Source organism: Nocardia arthritidis (assembly GCF_011801145.1).
Classification (GTDB): domain Bacteria; phylum Actinomycetota; class Actinomycetes; order Mycobacteriales; family Mycobacteriaceae; genus Nocardia; species Nocardia arthritidis_A.
In genome coordinates, this window is the sequence record NZ_CP046172.1 from 2,327,995 (window position 1) to 2,349,180 (window position 21,186).

Here is a 21,186-nt window from a genome sequence, read left to right on the forward strand (position 1 = left end):
TCAGCCGCCCCCTCCCTGATAGTGCCGAGTGCCGCGCCGCCACAAAGCCATGGCCAGCAACCACACCCAGGCCGCGGCCAGCGGAACGCACCAGGCCAACCAGGACGGCAGCAGCGCGGGACCGGGCAGGCGCAGCAGCGCGATGGTGGGCAGATACGAGGTGAAGGCGACCGGAATCGCCAGGCCGAACACCAATTTCAGCGGCGTCGGGAACACCGAGGTGGGTTGGGCGGCGGCGAATGATCCGCCGTAGGTGAAGCTGTTGGTGAGCTCCGCGCCGTCGATGAGGTAGAACTGCAGGCCGGCCGCGCAGACGAACAGGCCGCCGAACAGTACGATCCCCCCGACGAGGGTGAGCGTGAGAAGTGTGAAAGATCTTGCGCCCCAGTCGATATCGTTGCGGATCAGACCGAGTGCCAGGATGACCGTCGCGACGGCGGCCCTGGCGAGGCGGCGCAGCGAGATATCGCTGGTGATCAGCTGCAGCAGCAGCGGCTGCGGGCGCAGGTGGAACGCGTCGAGCGTGCCCATCCGGATCAGCGTCGGCAAACCGTCCAGATGCCCGAAAATCACCTGGCACAGGGCGAATGCGGTATTGCTCAAGCCGAACAGCAGCAGCGCGCCGTCCAGGTCGAGGCCGCCGAGCACCCGCGCATTGTGGAAGATCACCCAGACCTCGGCGAATTCGACCAGCCCGATCAGGAATGCGCTGAAAACCTCGCTGAGGAAGGACAGCGGGTACGCCCGCTGGGAACGTATGCGCGAGCGCAGCACCGCGGCGTACGGGGTGAACCAGGTGCCGGACAGTTCAGCCACCCTGCACCTCCAGCTTGCGCCGCCCCGCCGCCAGTGCGATGCGCCCGAGCGTGCCCATCAACAACAACCAGAACACCTGGGTGCCAACGATTTCCAGTGCGGGCATACCGACGATGCGTCCGGAGAACACGTCGATCGGGGCCTGCAGCATCGACGGGAACGGGGTGGCGTGTGCGATGGTCCGCAGCCAGGCCGGGAACATGTGCACCGGCACGAAGAGCCCCGCGAGGAACGTTCCGAGGGTTTGGTACAGCAGGCGGACGCCGCGGGTCTCGACCACCCAGAACCCGACGAGGCCGACCAGGAACAGCGACAGGAACGAAATCATCACCGCCAGCACGATGCTCGCCGCACCCAGCAGATACGGTCCGACGGTTGTCGGCAGCGCGAGCCCGAACGTCAGCGAGCCGACCAGTACGCTGGGCACCCCGCGCGGCAGGATGGTCGCCGCGGCGCGACCCAGATCGGTTGCCATATAACTGAATTGGACATCGACCGGGCGCAGGAAGTCGATCGCGACGTCACCGTTGCGGATCCGCTCCATCAGATCCGTTGCCGGAGCCATGAATTGCAGTGCGCCCAGCAACCCCTGTGAGAGCCACACATACGCCCCCATCGTTCCCGCGGTATACCCGCCGAACGATCCGGCGGAGTGCACCGCCGCCATCATCACCGCGGCACGGACGAATCCGAATACACAGTTGGTGGCCAGCCCGGCGAACATCGCCATCCGATATCGCGCCTGCCGCCGGAATCCGGCAACCACCAGCCGCCGGTACACCTCGATTCCATCCGCCCTGGCCAACGCCGCACCCATCCGACCCCTCCGCTCGGCAACGCACAAGCAATCCAGCCTAGGGTGCCGTGCCGGTCCGCGCAAGGTTCGGCGGGTCCGCCAGGATGGGGCCGCTACTCGCCGGCTTGTGAATGATGGTGGCCCGCAAGGGTTAACAGGTCGGCGGGCGCGCGGTGATCGAGGTTGAATATCTGATGCCGGCCGGGGTGGATGGAGTCGAGGGCGCGCAGGTGGGCGCGCGCGTGGGAATGGTCCGCATCGGGATTGTCCGATGTGACGAGGCAGCGCAGCGAGACGGCCCCGAGGCCGCAGCAGCGGGAGTAACTGGTTATCGCTCGCTCGATGGGGAGTTTTGTGTCCGCAGGTGAATCGTAAGTTGTTGTCGTGCAGGAGAATACGAGCTTGCCGATACCTGCCTCACTCATCGCGTCGAGCAGGGCGAGGGTGGCGCTCGTCGCGCTGTCCCACTGCCATTGCGGCTGCGTCGTCGAAGAATCCGCCGCGAACTCGCCCGCGAAATGCAGCACCGCGTCGAAACCTGCTGTATCCGTGAGGAATTGGGCGATATCATGCAGTCGCACCGGTACCGATCTGACCTCCGGCGGAAATTGCCCGACACTGTCCGCCGCGTCATCCGCGACGACGATTTCGTGCCCGGCATCCGACAGCAGACGGACGACGGTATTACCGATGGTTCCGGCGCATCCGGTGACGAGCAACTTCATCGATCCGGCCTCCGATCGGGAACAGGTCTCGCACGGGAACGGGTCTTGGGTCTACCAGGGACTATAGGGCTATGCGGTGCGCAGGCCGGTATCGAGGTCCCCATCGAGCAGTGCGGCGCCGAGTCCGGTGAGCTCGTGCCGCATGGCGTTGCGCTGCCGCGTGCTCTCGATCAGCCCGGCCTCGCGCAGGATCGATGCGTGTTCGCTCGCGGTGGCGAGCGAGACGCCGAGCTGTCGGGCCAGCTCACTGGTGGAGCAGCCGTCGGCGATCACCTGGAGCGCGGCGGCGCGGGTCCGGCCGAGCAGCGCGTTCAACGCCTCGTTGGCCGGGCGCGGACCCCATGCCGCGGCCAGGTCGGCGATATCGCGCAGCGCCGGAATCACCAGCATCTTCGGTGCGTCCCGATCCACGGCCGAGCGCAGCACGATCGGTCGCGGCCAGACGAACAGCGACGGTATGAGCACCAGCCCGTGTCCGTGCAGGAATTCATCGTGGCAACTGGTGGACAGCGGCACCTCGAGCATCGGCTCCCGCCAGCGCACATGCGGTTGCAGCGTGGCGAATAACGCCTCGACGCCCTCGGTGGCCATCGTCCTCGCCCACCGGTCGGCAATTCCGTCGAGGTAGGACTGGACGTGTGCCCAGCGTCCCGCGAACGCGACCTCGTGGAAGTCCTGGACGGCGGTGGCGATGCACCGGCGCACCGCTGCGTCCCGCAGCGTCAGCCCAGCCGTCCACGAAGGCAGTGGCGGGTACCCGTCCCGCGCGCGATGTTTGACGGTGCTCGCGAGTTCGAGGCCGAGTTCGTCGCGGGAGGCGAGGTGCAGCGCCTCGATACCGGCGCTCATCGATCTGGTGCCCCGGGTCGGCGTGATGAGATCGACGAAATGCGCCTCGGGCGGGGCGATATCGGCGAGCACACCGAAGTTCTCCGGAATGGCTCGCCGCACCTGGCTGCGCCAGCCCGCGAACACCGTCGTGTCGCACCGCTGCAACTCCCGGCCCGCCAGCATGGTTTCGCCGAGCGCGCCCAGTGGCGCGCCGATCCGGATCCGCAGCAGATCGTGAGAGGTGAGGTGGATTCGTTTCATATGCTGTCTCGCCCCGTCGTGCCGCGCTCTGCCAACAGCATCGCACAGCGGTTCCGCTAGGGGTGATGGGTGGGCTGAAGGGTAACCACGATCACCGGGGGCCGCGCCACGGAGCGGCGACCATCGGATCCAGCCGGGTCACCAACTCCGCCACCGTTTTCGGCACGGCGACGGGTTCGCACGCCGGTCGCTTGTTCGTCCGGGGCCGACCGGAGCGCACACCCTGCACCATCCGCAGCAACGCCGCCGACACCCCGTCGGCCGTATCCTCCACCGCCCGCACGACCCCGTCGCACCGCGGTGCCGCCACATCCTTGATCATTTGTGAACTCCTGTTTTTCGCTCCTGAACAGCAGCGTAAGGAGGGGTGGGCGGCGCTGGCACCCTGTTTCGGCTGAGGCCGAAACACCCGGCTCGGCGGCGGGAAAACGGTTGCTGCACAGTCGCGGATCGTCGGCCGGGCGGCTTGTGCGCGATCGGCGCGGGTCCGGTGCGACACGGTCGGCGGACGCGAATAGCCACATAGTTGCTTAATGCCCTGAATTCGGGAATTTGTGATACGTTCCGAGCATCATCGGGCGCTCGTCGAGCCGTACGCGGCTCGGCCGTGCGACGCCCGCGACGGATTTCCAGGCTTCACGAATTCGCTTGTGCCGGACCCGCAGTGGTGTTCTCTGAAGAGAGCAAGGAGTGTCGATGACGCGCGCTGTACGACAACCGATGGCGCTTGGTGACGAGGCCGCCCGGCGGCTCGCCAATACCACCAAGACCGTGCCGCAGATGGGCACGATCACCCCGCGCTGGCTGGTGCATCTGCTGAACTGGGTGCCGGTGGAGGCGGGCATCTATCGGGTGAACAAGGTGGTGCACCCGGAATCGGTCGATATCCAATGCGACAACTTCGACGAGTCGCCGCTGCCGGATACATTTGTCGACTACGAAAAGCAGCCGGACGAATACCGGCTCAAGGCGGTGCACACCATCCTCGATGTGCACACCCGTGTTTCAGACCTCTATTCCAGCCCGCACGATCAGATTGCCCAGCAATTGCGGTTGACGATTGAGGCAATCAAGGAGCATCAGGAAGGCGAGCTGATCAACAGCCCGGAGTACGGGCTGATCGCCAAAACCGCGAAAGACCAGCGGATTTCGACCATCGCGGGTCCGCCGACGCCGGACGACCTGGACAATCTCATCGCCAAATGCTGGAAGGAGCCCGGCTTCTTCCTGACCCACCCGCAGGGCATCGCCGCGTTCGGCCGGGAATGCACCCGGCGCGGGGTGCCGCCGCCGACGGTCAGCATGTTCGGCTCGCAGTTCGTCACCTGGCGCGGCATTCCGATCGTCCCGTCGGACAAGGTGCCGGTGGAGAAGGGTAAGACGAAATTCCTGTTGATCCGGACCGGTGAGGCGCGCCAGGGCGTCGTCGGTCTGTACCAGCAGGGGCTGGCGGGTGAGCAGAGTCCGGGGCTTTCGGTGAAGTTCATGGGCATCGATCGCAGCGCGATCGCGTCCTACCTGGTCTCGCTGTACTGCTCGCTGGCCATCCTCACCCCCGATGCGACGGCGCTGCTGGAAGGCGCGGAGGTCGGCAAGTTCCATGACTACGCACCGCAGTACCGGAAGTGAGCCGGACGGCGCCGTCCCCGGTGTGGACGGCGCCGTTCCCGGCGTCGACGGTGTTGTGCCCCCGGCAGCCGACGTCGCGCTGCCGGGCCTCGATGGCGCGGTGCCGAGCTGGCTGCCCGACGAGGCGACGCTGAACCGGCTTGCCGGAGAGTTTTTTTCGGGGCTGCCCGGCGCCGCGCCGCAGCAATTCGGCACCGAGGCGGTGCCGGGCGCGGACCGGTTCGGACTTGTGCCGCAACACCTTTCGGCTCCGCCCGGACAACCTGCGCAGCCCGGCTTCGATTCCCGGCCGCCGACGCCCGGGCTCGCGGGCAGCGCGATCGAACCCGAGGTGCCCGAGGGTATCGCCGGTACCGACCCGTTCGGCATTGTGCCGCAAGATGTTCCGGAGTTCGCGCCGCGCGTGCCGACGCCCACCGGGTTCGATACCGCGCTGCCCGCCCTGCCGATCCCGGCGATCGCCTCGGCGCCGCGGCACGCCCAGTCGGCCGGGTTCTATTTCCTCACCGAGCCGAATCCGTATCGTGCTGCGGCACCGGCGAATTCGGCGCCGGATTTCTATTTCCTCGACGGCGCCTCCGAGCGCCGCCGGGTGGCCTCGACCGATCCGCATCCGATCTTCGATGTGAACGCGGTGCGCCGGGATTTCCCGATCCTGCAGGAGCGGATCAACGGATATCCGCTGGCCTGGTTCGACAATGCCGCGACAACGCAGAAGCCACAGGCGGTGATCGACCGGCTGAGTTACTTCTATCGGCACGAGAATTCGAATATCCACCGAGCCGCGCACGAGCTGGCGGCACGGTCCACCGACGCGTATGAGAACGCCCGCGCCATCATCGCCCGCTTCCTCGGTGCGGCGTCGGCCGAGCAGATCGTCTTCGTGCGCGGCGCGACCGAGGGCATCAACTTCGTCGCGCAAACATGGGGCCGCAAGCATATTCGTGAAGGCGACGAGATCCTCATCTCGCACCTGGAACATCACGCGAATATCGTGCCGTGGCAGATGCTCGCCGCCGAGACCGGTGCGCTGCTGAAGGTGATCCCGGTGGACGATACGGGGCAGCTGCGCATGGACGAGTACACCAGGCTGCTCTCCGACAAGACCAAACTCGTTGCGGTGGCCCATGTTTCGAATGCGCTCGGCACCATAACGCCGGTCGAGGAGATCGTGGCGCAGGCCAAGCGGGCCGGTGCGGTGACGCTGATCGACGGTGCGCAATCCGTGCCGCACACCAGGATCGACGTCACCGGACTCGGCACCGATTTCTTCGTCTTCTCCGGGCACAAGCTGTACGGGCCGACCGGAATCGGCGCGGTGTACGGCGCGGCCGAGGTGCTGCGTGATCTGCCGCCATGGCAGGGCGGCGGCAATATGATCACCGATGTCACGCTGGAACATTCGACCTATCAGCCGCCGCCCGCGCGTTTCGAGGCGGGCACCGGAAATATCGCCGATGCGGTGGGTCTCGGCGCGGCCATCGAATACGTCGAGCGCATCGGCATCGAAAATATCGCGGCCTACGAGCATTTCCTGCTCGAGTACGCCACGGCGGGGTTGCGCGAGGTGCCGGGGCTGCGGCTGATCGGCACCGCCGAGGCGAAGGCGAGCGTGATGTCGTTCGTGCTCGACGGCTATCAACCCGATCAGGTCGGCAGGGCGTTGAACGAGAAGGGCATCGCCGTGCGCGCCGGACACCATTGCGCCCAACCGATTCTGCGGCGCTTCGGGCTGGAGGCGACGGTCCGGCCGTCGCTGGCGTTCTATAACACCTGCGCGGAGGTGGATCGGCTGGTCGCCGCGCTGCACCAGCTGTCAGCCGACGCCGGAAACCGGTAGCGGTCGGTACCGGCGACAGGACATTCGCGGTGGCGAGTAGAGTCCGCACTATGTCGCGCGTCATTCGCATCGCCACCCGGTCCAGTCCGATGGCGCTGGCGCAGGCGGAGCAGGTGGCCGGGTTGCTGGCCGCGGCGGGCGCCGAGAGCGAACTGGTCAAGGTCACCACGGCGGGCGACCGCTGGATGGGCGACCTGTCGAAGCTCGGCGGGAAGGGCGCGTTCGTCAAGGAGATCGATCGCGCCCTGCTCGACCGCGAGGCCGATCTGGCGGTGCACTGCCTCAAGGACATTCCCGGCGATATCCCGGTGCCGGAGGGGCTCGCCTTCGCCGGATATCTGCCGCGCGACGATATCCACGACGCGGTGATCAGCCGGTCCGGCGCACCGCTCGCCGAGCTGCCCGCTGGCGCCGTCGTCGGGACGAGTTCGGTGCGCCGCACCGCGCAACTGCTGCTGCACTACCCGCACCTGACCGTGAAACCGTTGCGCGGCAACGTGAATACCCGGTTGGCCCGGCTGGAGGACGGGTACGTCGACGTGCTGATCGCGGCGGTGTCCGGATTGCACCGGGTGGGCCGGGCCGACAGCATCACCGAAACGCTGGACCTGGAGACCATGTGCCCGCCCATCGGCGCGGGCATCATCGCATTGCATTGCCGGGCCGATGACACCGAAATGCTGGATCTGGCAAAGCGATTCGATCATCCGGAGACGAGGCGGCTGGCCGATGCGGAGCGGGCGATGCTGCATGCGCTGCAGGGGCACTGCAATTCGCCGATCGCCGGATTCGCGCGCACCGAGCCCACCGGCCGACTGACCTTGTACGGCAAGGTTTTCAGCGCCGATGGCAGCCGCTGGCTGGATTCACACCAGTGGGGTGTGCCGGAGGAGCCGCAGGCGCTCGGCTTCTTCGTCGGCGCCGATCTGCTGCGCCAGGGCGCCCGTGCCATTATCGACGCGATACCGCACTGACTCTCGAAAATTACTGCGGCAGTTGGGTTCCGGTGAGCTGTTCGGCCATGGCCCACAGCCGCTCGCCGACCTCGCGGTCCTGTGCGCGCCGGTTGATCCGGACGGGTCCGGCAGGGCCGACAGAGCCGAAACGCCTAGTGGGACCGTAGTATCCGCCATTGCGCGCCGCCGGATCGGTGGCCGCGATGAGCAGCGATTCGACACCCTGCGCCACATCCATCGACGGCATGACCCGCATGCCGACCGCGTTGAGCATTCCGAGAAGTGCGGTGTTACGACCCATATTCGGGCCGGTGGTCTGGAGATTGGTGCGGGTGTAACCGGGGTGGGCCGCGATGCTGAGCAGCGGCCAGCCGCGCCGTGTGGCGATCTCGGCGAGCCGGACGCTCAGGATCAGATCGGCCAGTTTGGACTGCGCGTACGCGCGGTATCCGCTGTAGCCGCGCTCGAACTGCGGATCGTCGAGCCGGATCCGGCCGAAGTCGGCGAAGCCGCTGCTCATGGTGACGACGCGGGGGCTGTCCGCGCGCAGTAGCTGCAGCAGCAGCCGCATGGTGAGTGCGAACGGGCCGAGGAAATTGCTGCCGAATTGGAGTTCGAAGCCGTCCGCGGTGGTGTGCCGTTCGGGCGGGGCCATCACGCCCGCGTTGTTGACCAGCACGTCGAGCCGGGTGCCGGTGGCGATGAGATCGTCGGCGAATTCGCGCACCGAGGCCAGTTCGGCGAGGTCGAGCCTGCGGACCTCCAGCTTGGCGGCGGGGTGGCGGTCGAGGATTTCGGCCTTGGCCGCCTCACCCTTGGCGGGGGTGCGCACGGCCATGATCACCTGCGCGCCCGCACCGGCGAGCCGGGCGGTGGCCTCCTTGCCGAGGCCGCTGTTCGCCCCGGTGACGACGATCGTTTTACCGGTTTGATCGGGAATTTCGAACATCTTGCACTCCCTGGATTCGGGGTAAAAGACCAATGGTCTATTGCGCTCTCAACGCTAAGAGACCAATGGTCTGATGTCAATAGACCGATGGTCTGAAATAATCGCGGCATGGGTTTCCAACGGGCACGCAGCGAGGAGCAGCGCCAGGCGCGCAGACGCACGATTCTGGATACCGCGGCCGCCATGCTCGCCGACCGTCCGGTGGCCGATATCGGCCTCAACGAGCTGGCCAGGTGTGTCGGGCTGGCGAAATCGAATGTGCTGCGCTACTTCGAATCCCGGGAGGCGGTGCTGCTGGAGCTGCTGGACCTGACCTACCGGGAATGGCTGGCGGAGTTGCGGCCCAAGCTGTCCGGCGCCACGGGCGAATTGCCCGCCCGGCGCAAGTGGGTGATCGACGCGGTGGTGTCGACCCTGGTCGCGAAGCCGATGCTGTGCGAGCTCTGGAGTTCCCAGGCCGCCGTGCTGGAGCGCAATGTGTCGCCCGAGGTCGCGGCCCGCTTCAAACGCTCCTGGCTCGCCGCCACCGCGGAGCTGTCCGAACTGGTGCGCGGCGCGCTACCTGAGCTCGGCCCCGACGATGCGATGAAATTCGCTGGGGTGCTTGTCTTTTCGGCGGGCAGCCTGTGGAGCCACACCAATCCGTCGGCGGCCATGCTGACCGCGTACGAGCGGAATCCGGACCTGGCCGCCGTCCGCCTCGACTTCGCCACCGCGCTCACCGAACTGCTGACCGTTATCGCGAAGGGAGTGCTCGCGCCGGAGTGATCACACGGTGAGAACCACTTTCGCGCGCGCGTGTTCGGATTCCAGGTAGCGGATCGCATCGGGCGCCCGGTCCAGCGGGTAGGTGCGGTCGATAACCGGTCTTACGCTTCCGGATTCGATGAGTTCGCGCAGTGTCGCGAGTTTGTCCCGCCCCGGCTTCTCCATCAGTTGCCGTGCCCGCACCCGGCCGAAGCGCGCCGCCAACTGGCCCTTGATGGACAGCGCAATCGGCCCGAGGAAGCTGCCGCCGGTGAAGACGCCGCCGCCGGATATGACGAGTACGCCCTCGGGCCGCAGCGCGTTCTTCAGTGCGCCGAGCGAGCGATTGGCTACCAGGTCGAAGACTATGTCGTAGCGTTTTCCGTTGGCGGCGAAGTCTTCTCGGGTGTAGTCGACGATATCGTCGGCGCCGAGTGAGCGCACCAGCTCGGCATTGCGGGTGCTGCACACGCCGGTGACCTGTGCCCCGAACGCCTTGGCCAGTTGTACGGCGAATGTGCCGACGCCACCCGATGCGCCGTTGATCAGCACCTGCTGGCCCGGCCGTACCTGCCCGACATCGCGCAGGCCCATGAGCGCGGTGATACCGGCCAGCGGCACCGCCGCCGCCTGCTCGAACGTCAGTCCGGCCGGTTTGATATCGACGAGTTCCGCTGGGGCGCAAACATATTCGGCGAACGCGCCATCCGCCTCGCCCAGGTCGCCGTATACCTCGTCGCCGACCCGCAACAGCGTGACCGCGCTGCCCACCGCGGTGACCCGGCCCGCGAAATCCCGGCCGCGGATCGGGCGTTTGGGTCCGCGCAGCCCACAGGTCGGTGAAATCAGCCGCATCACCCGGGGATCGCCGCGCAGCACATGCCAGTCGTATGCGTTCACGCTCGCGGCGTGCACCCTGACCCGCACCTCGTCGGCTCCCGGCTGCGGAACCGGAACATCGCGCAGCGTCAGGACATCCGGCGCGCCGTAGCGCTCCTGCACGATCGCCTTCATGGCGGCCTCCGTGGCGCCGGAGGCAGACCCGCCGACCGGGCTGTCGCAACCTCGGCGCTCCAGCTGATGGTAGGTCCGAGAAAGGTTTCGCGGCAGGGGTATTCAGTCACCGGATGCGGCGAGCATGCGCTCCTTGCCGGAGCGGATATGCGCCTCCATCAGCGTGCCCGCCGCGGTGTCGCCGGCCGCGAGCCGGTCCAGGATCTCGGCGTGCTGCGCATTGGAAGTACGCCTGGCGGTTGCGGTTTCGAGCCCGTGCCGCCGGAACAGGTGCAGTTCCTTGGAGATATCGTCGTAGAGCTGGCACAGGCGCGGATTGCTGGACAGTGCCACGAGTTCGCGGTGCAGATCGACATTGCCCGGGTAGTAGTCGTCCACCTTCGGGATGGCTTTTTCGAGCCGCCGCACCGCCTTTCGGAGCTCGGCGACCTGCTCGGGGGTGACGCGTTCGGCGGCGAGCCGGCCCGCGAGCCCGAACAAGCCGGCCCGGATGTCGTAGAGCTGGGCGGCCTCGTCGATGGAGATCTCGCGCACGAACATGCCGCGGTTGGTGCGGAATTCGACGAGCCTGCCGCGTTCCAGCTGACGGCAGGCCTCGCGCACCGGGCCCCGGCTCACCCCGAGCCGCAGAGCCAGCGCGGATTCGTTGATCCGGTCGCCGCCCTTCAGTGCGCCGGTGATGATCATTCGCTCCAATTCCTCGGCGATCAGGCCGAGTAGGGATGGGCGCTCGGCGACCCGGCGCTGTAGCGCGCTCATTGCTTCCGTGTGCTCCGGCATCGGCACTCCAACTCGCATCACCTGGACGACAGCTCCGCATGCTCGCACAGTCGATCGTCAATTGCAAATCGTTGACAGTTGACAATTGACCGGTGCAGACTCGGGCCACCGTCCAATGCGAACGAAGGAGGACGGATGAAAATCAAGGACATCCGGGCCAGCGTGCATACCACATCGATCTCGGTGCCGCTGATGAGCGAACAGGTCAGGGGCTACGGCCGCGAGGAGCAGAAGGAATTCGTCTTCTGCGAGGTGGAAACCGATCAGGGGCTCACCGGCGTCGCGCTCACCGGACATTTCCTCGCCAGATCCGTGGTGGTCGCGCTGGAGCGGCACTTCCTGCCGGTCGTGCGGGACATGGATCCGACGGAGACCGAGGCCATCCACCAAAAGGTCTGGCGCACACTGAATCCGCGCACGATGACGGGCGTGGTGTCCAGCGCCCTTTCGCTGCTCGACATCGCGCTGTGGGATATCAAGGGCAAGATCGCCGGGCGTTCGGTGGCCAGCCTGCTCGGCGGCGCGCGCACCGAGGTGCCCATCTACGTGACGTTCGGATTCCCGCAGTACGACCGGGAAACGCTGGCCGCCGCCGCTCGGCTGCAACTGGATCAGGGTGTGCGCGCGCTGAAACTCGTTGTGGCCGTTGACAAGGGCGGCTGGAGGGAGGACGCGGCGCGCGTCCGTGCGGTGCGGGCGGAGGTCGGTGACGACATCGATCTGATGATCGACGCCAACTACCTGTTCACTCCGGTCGAGGCCGGATTCCTCTGTCGCGCCGTGGAAGATGTCGGCCTGACGTGGTTCGAGGAACCGCTACACCAGAACGACGCGCGCGCCATGGCGGATCTGCGGCGGCACACCCGAATTCCGCTGGCGGCCGGGCAGATGGAGGGCCATCGCTGGCGGCTGCGCGAGCTGGTCGAACATCAGGCCGTCGACATCCTGCAGCCGAATGTCTGCTACTGCGGCGGATTCACCGAGGCGCGCAAGGCCGCCCACCTCGCGCAGATCTACAACCTGCCGCTGGCGCACGGCGGCGGCTGGCCACTGTTCAACCTGCACACCCTGGCCGGGCTGATGAACGGCTGGATCCTGGAGTGGCATCTGGGCATGGTGCAGGTGGGCGAACTGCTCTTCCCCGACGCGCCGAAACCGGTGGACGGTCGCATCGCCGTGCCGGACCGGCCGGGCCTCGGCCTGACCGTCGACCGCGCCGCGCTGCGCGAAACCCTCGTGCCGGATCTGTGATGACGCGGGGTAATTCACATGAGCAGCACGACAATCGACGTCACGCCGGAGTCGGCCGCCGGTCCGTCCCGGTGGCGCCGGCTGGTCACCAACACCAGCTTCCAGGTGCTCGTCGCGGCGATCGCCGCAGCGATATTCGGCATCCTCGCGCCGAAGGCGGGTGCGGCGATGCAGCCGGTCGCCACCTCGTTCATCGCGCTCATCCAGATGTTGATCGCGCCGATCGTATTCCTGGTGACGGTCACCGGGATCGTGACCGCGGGCGGTATGAAAGCCGTTGGGCGCATTGCCGTTCGGGCGCTGATCTACTTCGAGGTGGTCACCACCATCGGCATGTTGATCGGGCTGGGCGCGGTGAACCTGCTGCGGCCGGGCGCGGGCGTGGCGCCGCCCGCACACGCCTCCGGTGACATCAACAGTTACGTGAGCGGTGCTGCCAAGAACACCTCGTTCTCGGCCTTCCTCGCGGATCTGGTGCCGAACAACGCCGTGGGCGCCTTCGCGGGCGGCCACATCCTGCAGGTGCTGATCTTCGCGGTGCTGTTCGCCGTCGCACTACTTCGCCTGCCGGACAACGTATCCCAGCCGATCGTCACGGGCTGCGCCAGGCTCGGCGCCGCGCTGTTCCGGATGATCGCGATGATCATGCTGCTCGCGCCGATCGGCACCTTCGGCGCGGTCGCGGCCACGGTCGGCAAGTACGGTCCGCAAACGCTGACCGCGCTGATGCGGCTGGTGGCCGTATCCGCGCTGGCGCTGGCGGTTTTCGTGCTCGTCGTGCTCGGCGGCGTCGCGCTGCTCGCCGGATTCTCGCTGTTCCGGTTGATCAAGGTGCTGCGCGGGGAACTGCTGGTGGTGCTCGGCACCTCGTCGTCGGAGGCCGTGCTGCCGCGGCTGATGGAGCGGTTGGAGGGCGTCGGGTGCCGGCGCAGCGTGGTGGGACTCGTTGTGCCGACCGGGTTTTCGTTCAACCTCGACGGTGTCGCCGTGGTGGTGCCGATCTGTGTGGTGTTCATCGGGCAGGTGTACGGGACGCCGCTGAGCTTCGGCGATCAGCTGACGCTGTTCCCGGCGTTCCTTTTGCTGTCCAAGGGCACCGCGGGCATCAGCGGGTCGGCCTTCGTCACCCTGGCCAATACGGTGGCCGCCACCGCGCTCGTCCCGGTCGCCGGACTCGCGCTGGTGCTGTCCGTCGACCGATTCCTTTCGCTGGTAAGGGCTTTGACGAATGTGCTCGGCAACGCGGTGGCCACCATCGTCGTCGCGCGGTGGGAGCCCGGCGGGCTGGACCGGGCGGCGGCCGCCGCGAGCATCGGCCTGCGACATTCGAAAGATAGTTAAGGAGAACAAGATATGCCTCGTATCGTCGCGATACACGAGGGCACCGTCCCGATCAGTTCCTCGATGAGCAATGCCTTCATCGACTTCAGCGCGATGGACTGCTCCATCGTCGCGGTGGTCAGCGATGTGATTCGGGACGGCGAACCGGTGGTCGGCTACGGATTCAACTCCAACGGCCGCTACAGCGCGGGTGAAATCCTGCGCCGCCGCATCATTCCCCGGCTCATGCAGGCGGCCCCGGACGATCTGCTGACCGACGACGGCCGCGCCATCGATCCGGCGCGCGCGTGGGATGTGATGCTGCGCAACGAGAAACCCGGCGGGCACGGGGAACGGTCGGTGGCGGTCGGTGTCATCGATATGGCGCTGTTCGATCTCGCGGCCAAATTGGCCGGGCTGCCGCTGTACCGGTGGCTCGCCGAGCATTACCGGCTCGGCGCGCCCGACGACGACGTATTCGTCTATGCCGCAGGCGGTTACTACGCGCCAGGCAAGGGGCTGCCGCAACTCCAGGACGAGATGCGCGGGTTCCTGGATCAGGGCTACGACGTGGTGAAGATGAAGATCGGCGGCGCGAGCCTGTCCGATGACCTCGAGCGCGTCGAGGCGGTGCTGGAGGTGTTGGACGGCAACGGATCCCGGCTCGCGGTGGACGCGAACGGCCGCTTCGACCTGGATACCGCGCTCGCCTACGGCCGGGCGCTGGAACCGTATGGACTGTTCTGGTACGAGGAACCGGGCGATCCGCTCGACTTCGCCCTGCACGCAACGCTTTCCGAGCGCTACCCCGGGCCGCTGGCTACGGGGGAGAACCTTTTCTCGGTGGCCGATGCCAGGAACCTGATCCGCTACGCGGGTATGCGGCCCGACCGCGATTACCTGCAATTCGATCCGGTGCTCGGCTACGGGCTGGTGGAATATCTGCGGATCCAGCAGATGCTGCGGCAGCACGGCTGGTCGGCGCGGCGCTGCATACCGCATGGCGGGCACCAGTTCTCGCTGCACATCGCGGCGGCGCTGAAGTTGGGCGGTAACGAGTCGTATCCGGGTGAGTTCCAGCCGACGGGCGGATTCGCCGACAACGCCGTCATCGCGGGCGGCCGGATCGGGCTCGGTGACACGCCCGGTATCGGATTCGAGGACAAGGAGAAGCTGTACCGGGTGTTTCGCGCACTGCACGCCTGAGTGTGCTTGTGAACCGCGCATGCCACGCCACCGCGCGAAGCGGCGAGCCCGGCTGACACGCCGAAGGGGTACGGACAATTCCGACCACTTACCGCGAATTCGCGGGCGAGTCGCAGCGACTTCGACTACCCCTGTGGGCGACCTGAAGGCAACCCGTACGGGGGAGGGCTGTTGCGCAGCTTCGCGAACACCGCGCCGGTGGCGACCGCCAGAACGTTCATCGACACCGCGGTGCACCGGGCCGGGCCCTCGGTGGCCGTGCGGGCGGCCGGAATCCTACGTTCCACCCGGGTGTGGACGCGGCTCTGGTTCGATGTGCTGGCCCCGCTGACCATGTTCAGCGTGCTGTTCACGCACTGGGTTCCGCTATGGAAGATCCTGGTGTCCGGCATTGTCCTGGGCGCGATCCACCTGGGCTCGACGCTGATCAACGACGCGATGGACGTCGATATCGACAGCGCCAGTTCGGAACGGTCGCGATACGCGCGGGTGCTGGTCACCGGGCGGGGCCGCGCGGGCGATTTCATCGTCTGCGGCGCGCTGCTCAGCCTGCTCGGAATCGGCCTCGCATTCCTGCTATCCGAATTCGTCGCCGCGCTGGTCGCGGGGGCGGTGGCCGTCGCGACCGCGTACAACGTTCCGCCGCTGCGGCTTTCGGGCAGGCCGATCTGGCCGCAGCTGATGTGGCCCACCATCTGGCTGCTGATGTTCGGTATCGCGGGACAGGTGATCGATACCGACAAATGGTCGCGCGCATGGCCTTTCGCGATATTCGTCGCGCTGTTCATGGGCGTCGGCGAGGGCATCACCCAGGACGTGCGCGACCTGGACAACGACGCGGCGGGCGGGCGGCGCACCACCCCGGTGGTTTTCGGCGTCACCCGCGTCTGCCTGGTGGCGCTGGCGGCACAGGCGGCGGGCGCCGCCTTCTGGGTCTGGTTCTGTCTGAGTTATCCGTTGCCGGTGGGGATCCTGATCGCCGGGGTCGCGGCGCTCGCGAGCTGGCTGACCCAGTTGGCAGGGTTGGTCCGCCGCCTCGACGCCGAATTCGACAAGGACACCGCGAAATACACGCACGTCGGATCGATCTACGTCTTCGGCGCGCTGAATGTGATTACCATTCTCGGTGTGCTGCTCGGCCAGTCGTAGTGGGGCAATATCATCGAGCGGTGCCGAGACTCGCCATCGCGACCTGCGTCAAGTATCCGACCCTGCTCCCGCAAGACGCCGGTTTGATATCGGGCCTGCGCGCGGCGGGCATCGATGCGCGGTTCCTGCCGTGGGACGATCCGACGGCCGAGTGGTCGGGTTTCGATGCCGTTGTCCTGAACGGGGTTTGGGGGTACCACCGGCGCTGCGATGATTTCCACGAATGGCTCGGCCAGCTCGGCTGGACCGGTGCGGCCGTGTGGAATTCGCCGGACCTGGTGCGCTGGAACAGCGATAAGACATATCTGCGGCAGCTGGAGGAACGCGGCGTCCGCATCGTCCCGACCGTATTCGTGCCGCAGGGCGCGGCGGTGCGGTTGACGGATCTGCTGGATGCCAGGGGCTGGGCCGATGCCGTTGTGAAACCGGCGATTTCGGCGGGCGCGGACGACACCGTGCGGATCTCGCGCGGCGTGAGCGCGGCGGACGCGGGACAGCGCACGCTCGATGCGATCACCGCCTCCGGGACCGCGCTGGTGCAGGCCTTCGTTCCCGAGGTGCGCACCGAGGGGGAGTGGTCGCTGTACTTCTTCGACGGTGTGCCCAGTCACGCGGTGATCAAGCGGCCCAGCGGATCCGATTACCGGGTCCAGCCGATGTTCGGCGGCGCGGCCGAACTGGCGGATCCGCCCGCGTGGTTGTCGGAGCAGGCGCGCGCCACGCTCGACGCGCTGCCGGAACCACCCGTCTACGCCAGGGTCGACGGGGTGTGCCGGGGGCGCGAATTCCTGCTGATGGAAGTGGAACTCATCGAACCGGCGATGTTCTTCGACCTGGCGCCGTCGGCGCTCGACCGCTTCACCGACGTTATCGCGGCCCGCGTACATTCGCTCCCGCCTGCGCCTCGCTAGCGGGCGTTCGCTCACTCCGGAACGGTCATGATCAACAGTCCGATCACGATCAGCAGAATATTGCTGGCGACGGCCAGCCCGCGGGTGATGGACTCCGCGCCCGGCCGCAGCCAGCCGCACAGCGCGATCGCCGCGAGCTGCGGCAGCGCCAGGATCGCGCCGTAGATCACGACCAGCGGTGAGCGGGCCGGGAATTCGGTGACGACGGCGGTGACGGTGATCAACTTGGTCAGCGTCACGGCCGAAAAGGGCAGGCTGACAACGTAATACGAGATGGCGACCGGCACCGTAGCCAAGGTGCGGCACGGCAGCGGCGGCAATGTTCGGTGGCCCCGGCACAATTCGTAGCCGCCCGCAGCCACCAGCAGCAGCCCGAGCAGCGGCCGGAATTCGGCGATGGTGCGCAGCGCGTCGAGCAGCAGCGGCCGGTGGAATCCGGAGGTGATCGCCACGCCGACACCGACGCTCAGCGTCGCGAGCGTCGCGGTGAAGGTGACGGCCGAACAGATGCGCCGGTGCGCGGCGACGGTGGTGGCGACTATGGCGAGCGCGACCGGATCGAAGCTGTCGACCACGGCCAGCCCGACGACCCGAACCGCAGCCGAATCCATTGCCGCCCAGTCGATCACACCCGGACTATACCGGCCCCCATGCTGCGGTTATAGCGGTCGGCACTGAGCTGTGACCAGGCCGATCCCGTACTGCGCGCAGGTCGCGCGATCCGGCTGATCGCCGGAGGACGCGAATCAGTTCGGTTGGTCCGGGTATCGCTCGGGGCTCGGGTCGACGAGCGCGCGGTAGCGGCGCAGTACGTCCTCGCGGTCGGCCGGTTCCGGCACCGACGCGCGGGCCGAGCGCTCGATCATCGCGGCCTGATCCAGCAGCACCTGACGCTGTTCGAGGGTGGTGGTGCGATCCATGATGGTGGCCAGCGTGTCCAACTGCCGGATCATCACGGCGGGCATGCCGACACCGGATTGCCGGATCTTCTCGAAGGCGCGCTGCACCAGGCGTTCATAGCCGGCGTGGGTGGCGATCACCCGGATGGAGCCGTCCCTGCCGCGGCGGACCGGATCCGGATCCCAGGAGGTGGTGATCCGGCATAGGCAATCGCCGAGCCAATCTATGCAGGCGAGGGTCGTGAAAATATCGTTGGTCGCCGGGCCGAGCGCGCGCAGTGCGATCTCGACCAACTGGTCGATGCCGAAGGAGATGTCCTGGGTGAGGGTTCGGGTCGAACCCGCGACATGTACGCGGGCGAACTGCTCGGTGACCTGATCGGCGGCGGACGCGGGCCAGACGGTGGCGACCACCTGCCCCTGGGTCAGGAAGTGGCCGGGCCGGTAGGGGAGGTGGATCACCGCGTCGGCCTCGGTGGCGATGCGCACCAGCTTCTCGTACCGGATGTACTGCAGGTAGCCGCTGCCCGCGACCCGGACCTCGCCGCCCTCCGCGGCCAGCAGGCGCAGCAGTTCATCGGCCGACGGTCCCCGCTCGGGCGCGCCGGTGGTCGACCGGTTCACCTCGACCGCGCTGGACACCTCGGCCGCGATTCCGGCGATCACATTCGGCAGCTGGATCTGCATCGCGACGTGGTTGATGAAATAGATCAGCACCGTCAGATCGATGACGAGCGAGGCGATCGAGACGGTGGTGCAGATATGCGGCACGAAATCGGGTCCGATCGACACCAGCGCGGCGATCGCGTAGACGAAGCTCGCGACGAAGGTGCCGAGGGTGAGCTGGGTGCCCCGATCGCGGATGAAGGTGCGCAGCATGCGCGGGCCGAATTGGGTGGAGGCCAGGGTGAGCGCGACGATGGTGATCGAGAAGACAACGCCGACAACGGTGATGATGGCCGCCGCGATGGCGGTGAGCAGTTGCCGCGCCGCGTCGGGGGTGCCGCCGATCACCCAGGACGGGACGGTGAACACCGCCCGGTACGCGGCGCGGTCGAGGGCGAAGGTGATTGCGAAAAGCCCGATCGCCGCCAGTACCTCGACGGCGGGCACGAACCAGAGATTGGTGCGCAGCGCGTCCCGGCGACGGTCGATTTCCAGATAACTGCCAGGCACGATGCCCGCTATTCGACGCCGAGCGCGACCTCTGTCGACTTGATCAGCACCTTGACCGGCGATCCGGTGCCGAGCCCGAGATCGTCGGCGGCGTCGCGGGTGATGGAGGAGGTGATCTCGTCACCGCCGTTGAGCCGGACGCGGATCACGGCCATGGCCTCGCCGCGGGTCACCGAGATGACGGTGCCGTCCAGTTGGTTTCGGGTGCTCAATCGCATGCGGGTGAGCTTACGCAGCCGAGGTCGGTTCGAAACGGATGCCGTGCCGATGTCGCGATAGCGCTCGGCTATTGTTCGCTGCCATGCGGCTGTCGGTATGCGATGCACGGGTGTGGGCGATTGTGGTCGCGGTGCTGATCATCGGGGCGGATAACGGCGTCGCCGAGGCCGCGCCGCTCTGTCGCGCGCCAGGGCAGGGTTGTTCGGGTGAAGAAGATCAGGGTCAGGCCGGTGGTGGCGGCGGCCGCGGCGGCCAGGGCTACCGCGAAGGGGGATTGGTACTCCGAGCCGCTTGGTACCTGTAGGAACGAGAAGAGCACTGTTGTGCCGATGACGGCGCGTTGGTAGCCGGTCGTGGTCGCCCAGGCGGCGAGCGGGAGGATGGCCCAGAGCAGGTACCAGGGGTGCATCACCGGGAAGAGGATGACGATGGCGGCTATCGAAAGGCCTAGTCCGCCAACGGGATGTAACCGGCCCCGGTAGACCGAGAACAGGAGTCGCACGGTGATCGCCGCCGCGATGAGTTCGCCGAGAGGGCGGGTGAAACCGAGCACGGCGGTGGTGTGATCGCCCAGTCCGAGCAGTACGCCGCCGAATCCGGTGATCATGCCGAGCGCGGTGGACGGGGACAGCCAGCTGCGGATGGCGGTCGCGATATCGAGGGTGCCGAGCCAGCCGAAGCCGAGTCCGCTGACGGTGCTCGTCACCAGCATCACCGTGCCCGCGACCGCCGCGGTGAGCGCCGCGGCGGCGGGCAGTGCGAGCAATGGCGTCATACTGCGGCGAATCCAGCGCCGCGCCAACGCCATTCCGATGAAACCGAGCGCGACCAGGGCGGGGATCTTCACCATCGCCGCCAGTGCGATCAACGCGCAGCCGCCGGTCAACAGCGCCGCCGTCCGGACGTTCGGCGGGCCGTCCGCTTCGATCGCGGTGAGCGCCGCGACAACGCCGGTGAGCATCAGCCCCATCATCAGCGCCTCGTTGTGCACGCCCGCGACGAGATGGAAAAGCACCAGCGGATTGGCCGCGCCGAGCCACAGCGCCCGCACCGGCTCGATCCGACACCGCACGGCCAAATGCGGTAGCGCCCAGGCGATCAGCGCGATACCGATCAGCGCGACGGCCCGGTGCATGAGGATGCTCGCGACGATATCGTCGCCGGTGAGCCGGGAAATCCCGCGACCGAGCGAGAGGAACAGCGGACCGTACGGTGCGGGCGTGTCCCGCCAGATCGTCGGCACGGCCCTGGTGAGCACGTTGTCGATGCCGAGCGCGGGGCCCGGCCCGAGCGCGTACGGATCCAGTCCGCGCGCGCTGATTTCCCCCTGTGCCAGATAGGAATAGACGTCCTGGCTGAACAGCGGCGGCGCGACGACCAGCGGGGCCGTCCAGAGCCCGACCGTGCCGAGCAGCTGTGCCCGGCTCAGGTCCGTCAAGAATCGGCCGAGCAGGAGCCAGGCCGCGACGATCATCGCGATGCCGAGCAGACACATGGTCATGGCCGAGGTCGGCACCCGGGCGAACAAGCCGATGAACCGCACGCCCTGCGTCGGGTCCTGCAGCACCGGTTGCGCTCCCGCGCCGAGCGCGCCGATCGCCAGCAGTACGCTGCCGGTGGCGCCGAACAGGCGGATACGACGGGTCTGCTCCGTCACTTCCTCGGGTCCGCGCGCTGCCACCGCTCGGACCGTAGCGGTGGCAGTCGTCCG

21 protein-coding genes are annotated in these 21,186 nt (G+C 67.3%); 9 read left to right on the forward strand and 12 right to left on the reverse strand.

Translation table 11 applies throughout. The features are described 5' to 3' along the window. From F5544_RS10325 to F5544_RS10345, 5 genes are all read right to left on the reverse strand, one after another. The gene (locus F5544_RS10325; protein ID WP_167472988.1) at positions 1-816 is read right to left on the reverse strand and encodes an ABC transporter permease; all 816 of its coding nucleotides are present in this window, start codon (positions 814-816) and stop codon (positions 1-3) included. Further along, a complete protein-coding gene (locus tag F5544_RS10330) occupies positions 809-1,633 on the reverse strand; it encodes an ABC transporter permease (protein WP_238847185.1) in 825 nt (274 codons plus the stop codon). Before F5544_RS10330 ends, F5544_RS10325 begins: the two co-directional genes overlap by 8 nt. Before the next feature lie 92 nt (positions 1,634-1,725). After that, positions 1,726-2,337, reverse strand: coding sequence for an NAD-dependent epimerase/dehydratase family protein (locus F5544_RS10335; protein WP_167472989.1), 612 nt, complete (start codon positions 2,335-2,337; stop codon positions 1,726-1,728). A gap of 69 nt (positions 2,338-2,406) precedes the next feature. Then, positions 2,407-3,429, reverse strand: a complete 1,023-nt coding sequence (locus tag F5544_RS10340) for a winged helix-turn-helix domain-containing protein (RefSeq protein ID WP_167472990.1) — start codon at positions 3,427-3,429, stop codon at positions 2,407-2,409. 91 nt (positions 3,430-3,520) lie between these two features. Continuing rightward, a complete protein-coding gene (locus F5544_RS10345) occupies positions 3,521-3,751 on the reverse strand; it encodes a hypothetical protein (RefSeq protein ID WP_167472991.1) in 231 nt (76 codons plus the stop codon). A 374-nt stretch (positions 3,752-4,125) separates the two neighbouring features. On the opposite strand from F5544_RS10345, the gene F5544_RS10350 reads away from it, so the two are divergent. The 3 genes from F5544_RS10350 to hemC are packed head-to-tail and all read left to right on the forward strand — an operon-like array spanning position 4,126 to position 7,872. Continuing rightward, positions 4,126-5,058, forward strand: coding sequence for a family 2A encapsulin nanocompartment shell protein (locus tag F5544_RS10350; protein ID WP_167472992.1), 933 nt, complete (start codon positions 4,126-4,128; stop codon positions 5,056-5,058). Further along, positions 5,030-6,898 (forward strand): family 2A encapsulin nanocompartment cargo protein cysteine desulfurase, encoded by a 1,869-nt coding sequence (locus F5544_RS10355; RefSeq protein WP_167472993.1) that lies wholly within the window; start codon positions 5,030-5,032, stop codon positions 6,896-6,898. The genes F5544_RS10350 and F5544_RS10355 overlap by 29 nt, the downstream gene beginning before the upstream one ends. A gap of 50 nt (positions 6,899-6,948) precedes the next feature. Beyond that, positions 6,949-7,872 carry a hydroxymethylbilane synthase gene (gene hemC / locus F5544_RS10360; RefSeq protein WP_167472994.1) on the forward strand — a complete coding sequence of 308 codons (924 nt, stop codon included), beginning with the start codon at positions 6,949-6,951 and terminating at the stop codon, positions 7,870-7,872. A 10-nt stretch (positions 7,873-7,882) separates the two neighbouring features. Here hemC and F5544_RS10365 read toward each other — a convergent pair whose 3' ends face one another. Beyond that, positions 7,883-8,803 carry an SDR family oxidoreductase gene (locus tag F5544_RS10365; protein ID WP_167472995.1) on the reverse strand — a complete coding sequence of 307 codons (921 nt, stop codon included), beginning with the start codon at positions 8,801-8,803 and terminating at the stop codon, positions 7,883-7,885. Positions 8,804-8,911: 108 nt separating this feature from the next. Between F5544_RS10365 and F5544_RS10370 the strand changes: the two genes are divergently transcribed. Further along, a complete protein-coding gene (locus F5544_RS10370; protein WP_167472996.1) occupies positions 8,912-9,571 on the forward strand; it encodes a TetR/AcrR family transcriptional regulator in 660 nt (219 codons plus the stop codon). Here F5544_RS10370 and F5544_RS10375 read toward each other — a convergent pair whose 3' ends face one another. Beyond that, positions 9,572-10,564 carry an NAD(P)-dependent alcohol dehydrogenase gene (locus tag F5544_RS10375; protein ID WP_167472997.1) on the reverse strand — a complete coding sequence of 331 codons (993 nt, stop codon included), beginning with the start codon at positions 10,562-10,564 and terminating at the stop codon, positions 9,572-9,574. A gap of 102 nt (positions 10,565-10,666) precedes the next feature. Next, a complete protein-coding gene (locus tag F5544_RS10380) occupies positions 10,667-11,344 on the reverse strand; it encodes a GntR family transcriptional regulator (protein WP_167472998.1) in 678 nt (225 codons plus the stop codon). Positions 11,345-11,479: 135 nt separating this feature from the next. Here F5544_RS10380 and F5544_RS10385 point away from each other — a divergent pair, with 135 nt between their 5' ends. The 5 genes from F5544_RS10385 (at position 11,480) to F5544_RS10405 (ending at position 17,181) form a co-directional block, all read left to right on the forward strand. Further along, a complete protein-coding gene (locus F5544_RS10385) occupies positions 11,480-12,595 on the forward strand; it encodes a mandelate racemase/muconate lactonizing enzyme family protein (protein ID WP_167472999.1) in 1,116 nt (371 codons plus the stop codon). Between the two features lie 18 nt (positions 12,596-12,613). Then, positions 12,614-13,936, forward strand: coding sequence for a cation:dicarboxylate symporter family transporter (locus tag F5544_RS10390; RefSeq protein WP_167473000.1), 1,323 nt, complete (start codon positions 12,614-12,616; stop codon positions 13,934-13,936). A gap of 12 nt (positions 13,937-13,948) precedes the next feature. Beyond that, positions 13,949-15,121 carry a mandelate racemase/muconate lactonizing enzyme family protein gene (locus F5544_RS10395; protein ID WP_167473001.1) on the forward strand — a complete coding sequence of 391 codons (1,173 nt, stop codon included), beginning with the start codon at positions 13,949-13,951 and terminating at the stop codon, positions 15,119-15,121. A gap of 171 nt (positions 15,122-15,292) precedes the next feature. Further along, positions 15,293-16,270: a UbiA family prenyltransferase gene (locus F5544_RS10400; protein ID WP_167473002.1), complete on the forward strand. Its 978-nt coding sequence runs from the start codon at positions 15,293-15,295 to the stop codon at positions 16,268-16,270. 20 nt (positions 16,271-16,290) lie between these two features. Beyond that, positions 16,291-17,181, forward strand: coding sequence for an ATP-grasp domain-containing protein (locus tag F5544_RS10405; RefSeq protein WP_167473003.1), 891 nt, complete (start codon positions 16,291-16,293; stop codon positions 17,179-17,181). A gap of 11 nt (positions 17,182-17,192) precedes the next feature. Here the strand turns inward: F5544_RS10405 and F5544_RS10410 are convergent, their stop codons facing one another. From F5544_RS10410 to mptB, 4 genes are all read right to left on the reverse strand, one after another. After that, positions 17,193-17,810 carry a hypothetical protein gene (locus F5544_RS10410; RefSeq protein WP_167473004.1) on the reverse strand — a complete coding sequence of 206 codons (618 nt, stop codon included), beginning with the start codon at positions 17,808-17,810 and terminating at the stop codon, positions 17,193-17,195. A gap of 117 nt (positions 17,811-17,927) precedes the next feature. Beyond that, positions 17,928-19,256, reverse strand: coding sequence for a DUF2254 domain-containing protein (locus F5544_RS10415; protein WP_167473005.1), 1,329 nt, complete (start codon positions 19,254-19,256; stop codon positions 17,928-17,930). 8 nt (positions 19,257-19,264) lie between these two features. Next, on the reverse strand, positions 19,265-19,474 hold the full coding sequence (locus tag F5544_RS10420) for a TOBE domain-containing protein (protein WP_167473006.1): 210 nt from the start codon (positions 19,472-19,474) through the stop codon (positions 19,265-19,267). Positions 19,475-19,542: 68 nt separating this feature from the next. Next, positions 19,543-21,156, reverse strand: coding sequence for a polyprenol phosphomannose-dependent alpha 1,6 mannosyltransferase MptB (gene mptB / locus F5544_RS10425; RefSeq protein ID WP_167473007.1), 1,614 nt, complete (start codon positions 21,154-21,156; stop codon positions 19,543-19,545). Between the last annotated feature and the right edge of the window lie 30 nt (positions 21,157-21,186).

Coding starts and splice junctions, on each gene's coding strand:
- F5544_RS10370 (WP_167472996.1), top strand. CDS start 8,912: ATGGGTTTCCAACGGGCACGCAGCGAGGAGCAGCGCCAGGCGCGCAGA.
- F5544_RS10380 (WP_167472998.1), bottom strand. CDS start 11,344: ATGCCGGAGCACACGGAAGCAATGAGCGCGCTACAGCGCCGGGTCGCC.
- F5544_RS10390 (WP_167473000.1), top strand. CDS start 12,614: ATGAGCAGCACGACAATCGACGTCACGCCGGAGTCGGCCGCCGGTCCG.
- F5544_RS10420 (WP_167473006.1), bottom strand. CDS start 19,474: ATGCGATTGAGCACCCGAAACCAACTGGACGGCACCGTCATCTCGGTG.
- F5544_RS10350 (WP_167472992.1), top strand. CDS start 4,126: ATGACGCGCGCTGTACGACAACCGATGGCGCTTGGTGACGAGGCCGCC.
- F5544_RS10340 (WP_167472990.1), bottom strand. CDS start 3,429: ATGAAACGAATCCACCTCACCTCTCACGATCTGCTGCGGATCCGGATC.
- F5544_RS10335 (WP_167472989.1), bottom strand. CDS start 2,337: ATGAAGTTGCTCGTCACCGGATGCGCCGGAACCATCGGTAATACCGTC.
- F5544_RS10385 (WP_167472999.1), top strand. CDS start 11,480: ATGAAAATCAAGGACATCCGGGCCAGCGTGCATACCACATCGATCTCG.
- hemC (WP_167472994.1), top strand. CDS start 6,949: ATGTCGCGCGTCATTCGCATCGCCACCCGGTCCAGTCCGATGGCGCTG.
- F5544_RS10330 (WP_238847185.1), bottom strand. CDS start 1,633: ATGGGTGCGGCGTTGGCCAGGGCGGATGGAATCGAGGTGTACCGGCGG.
- F5544_RS10395 (WP_167473001.1), top strand. CDS start 13,949: ATGCCTCGTATCGTCGCGATACACGAGGGCACCGTCCCGATCAGTTCC.
- F5544_RS10365 (WP_167472995.1), bottom strand. CDS start 8,803: ATGTTCGAAATTCCCGATCAAACCGGTAAAACGATCGTCGTCACCGGG.
- F5544_RS10375 (WP_167472997.1), bottom strand. CDS start 10,564: ATGAAGGCGATCGTGCAGGAGCGCTACGGCGCGCCGGATGTCCTGACG.
- F5544_RS10355 (WP_167472993.1), top strand. CDS start 5,030: ATGACTACGCACCGCAGTACCGGAAGTGAGCCGGACGGCGCCGTCCCC.
- F5544_RS10345 (WP_167472991.1), bottom strand. CDS start 3,751: ATGATCAAGGATGTGGCGGCACCGCGGTGCGACGGGGTCGTGCGGGCG.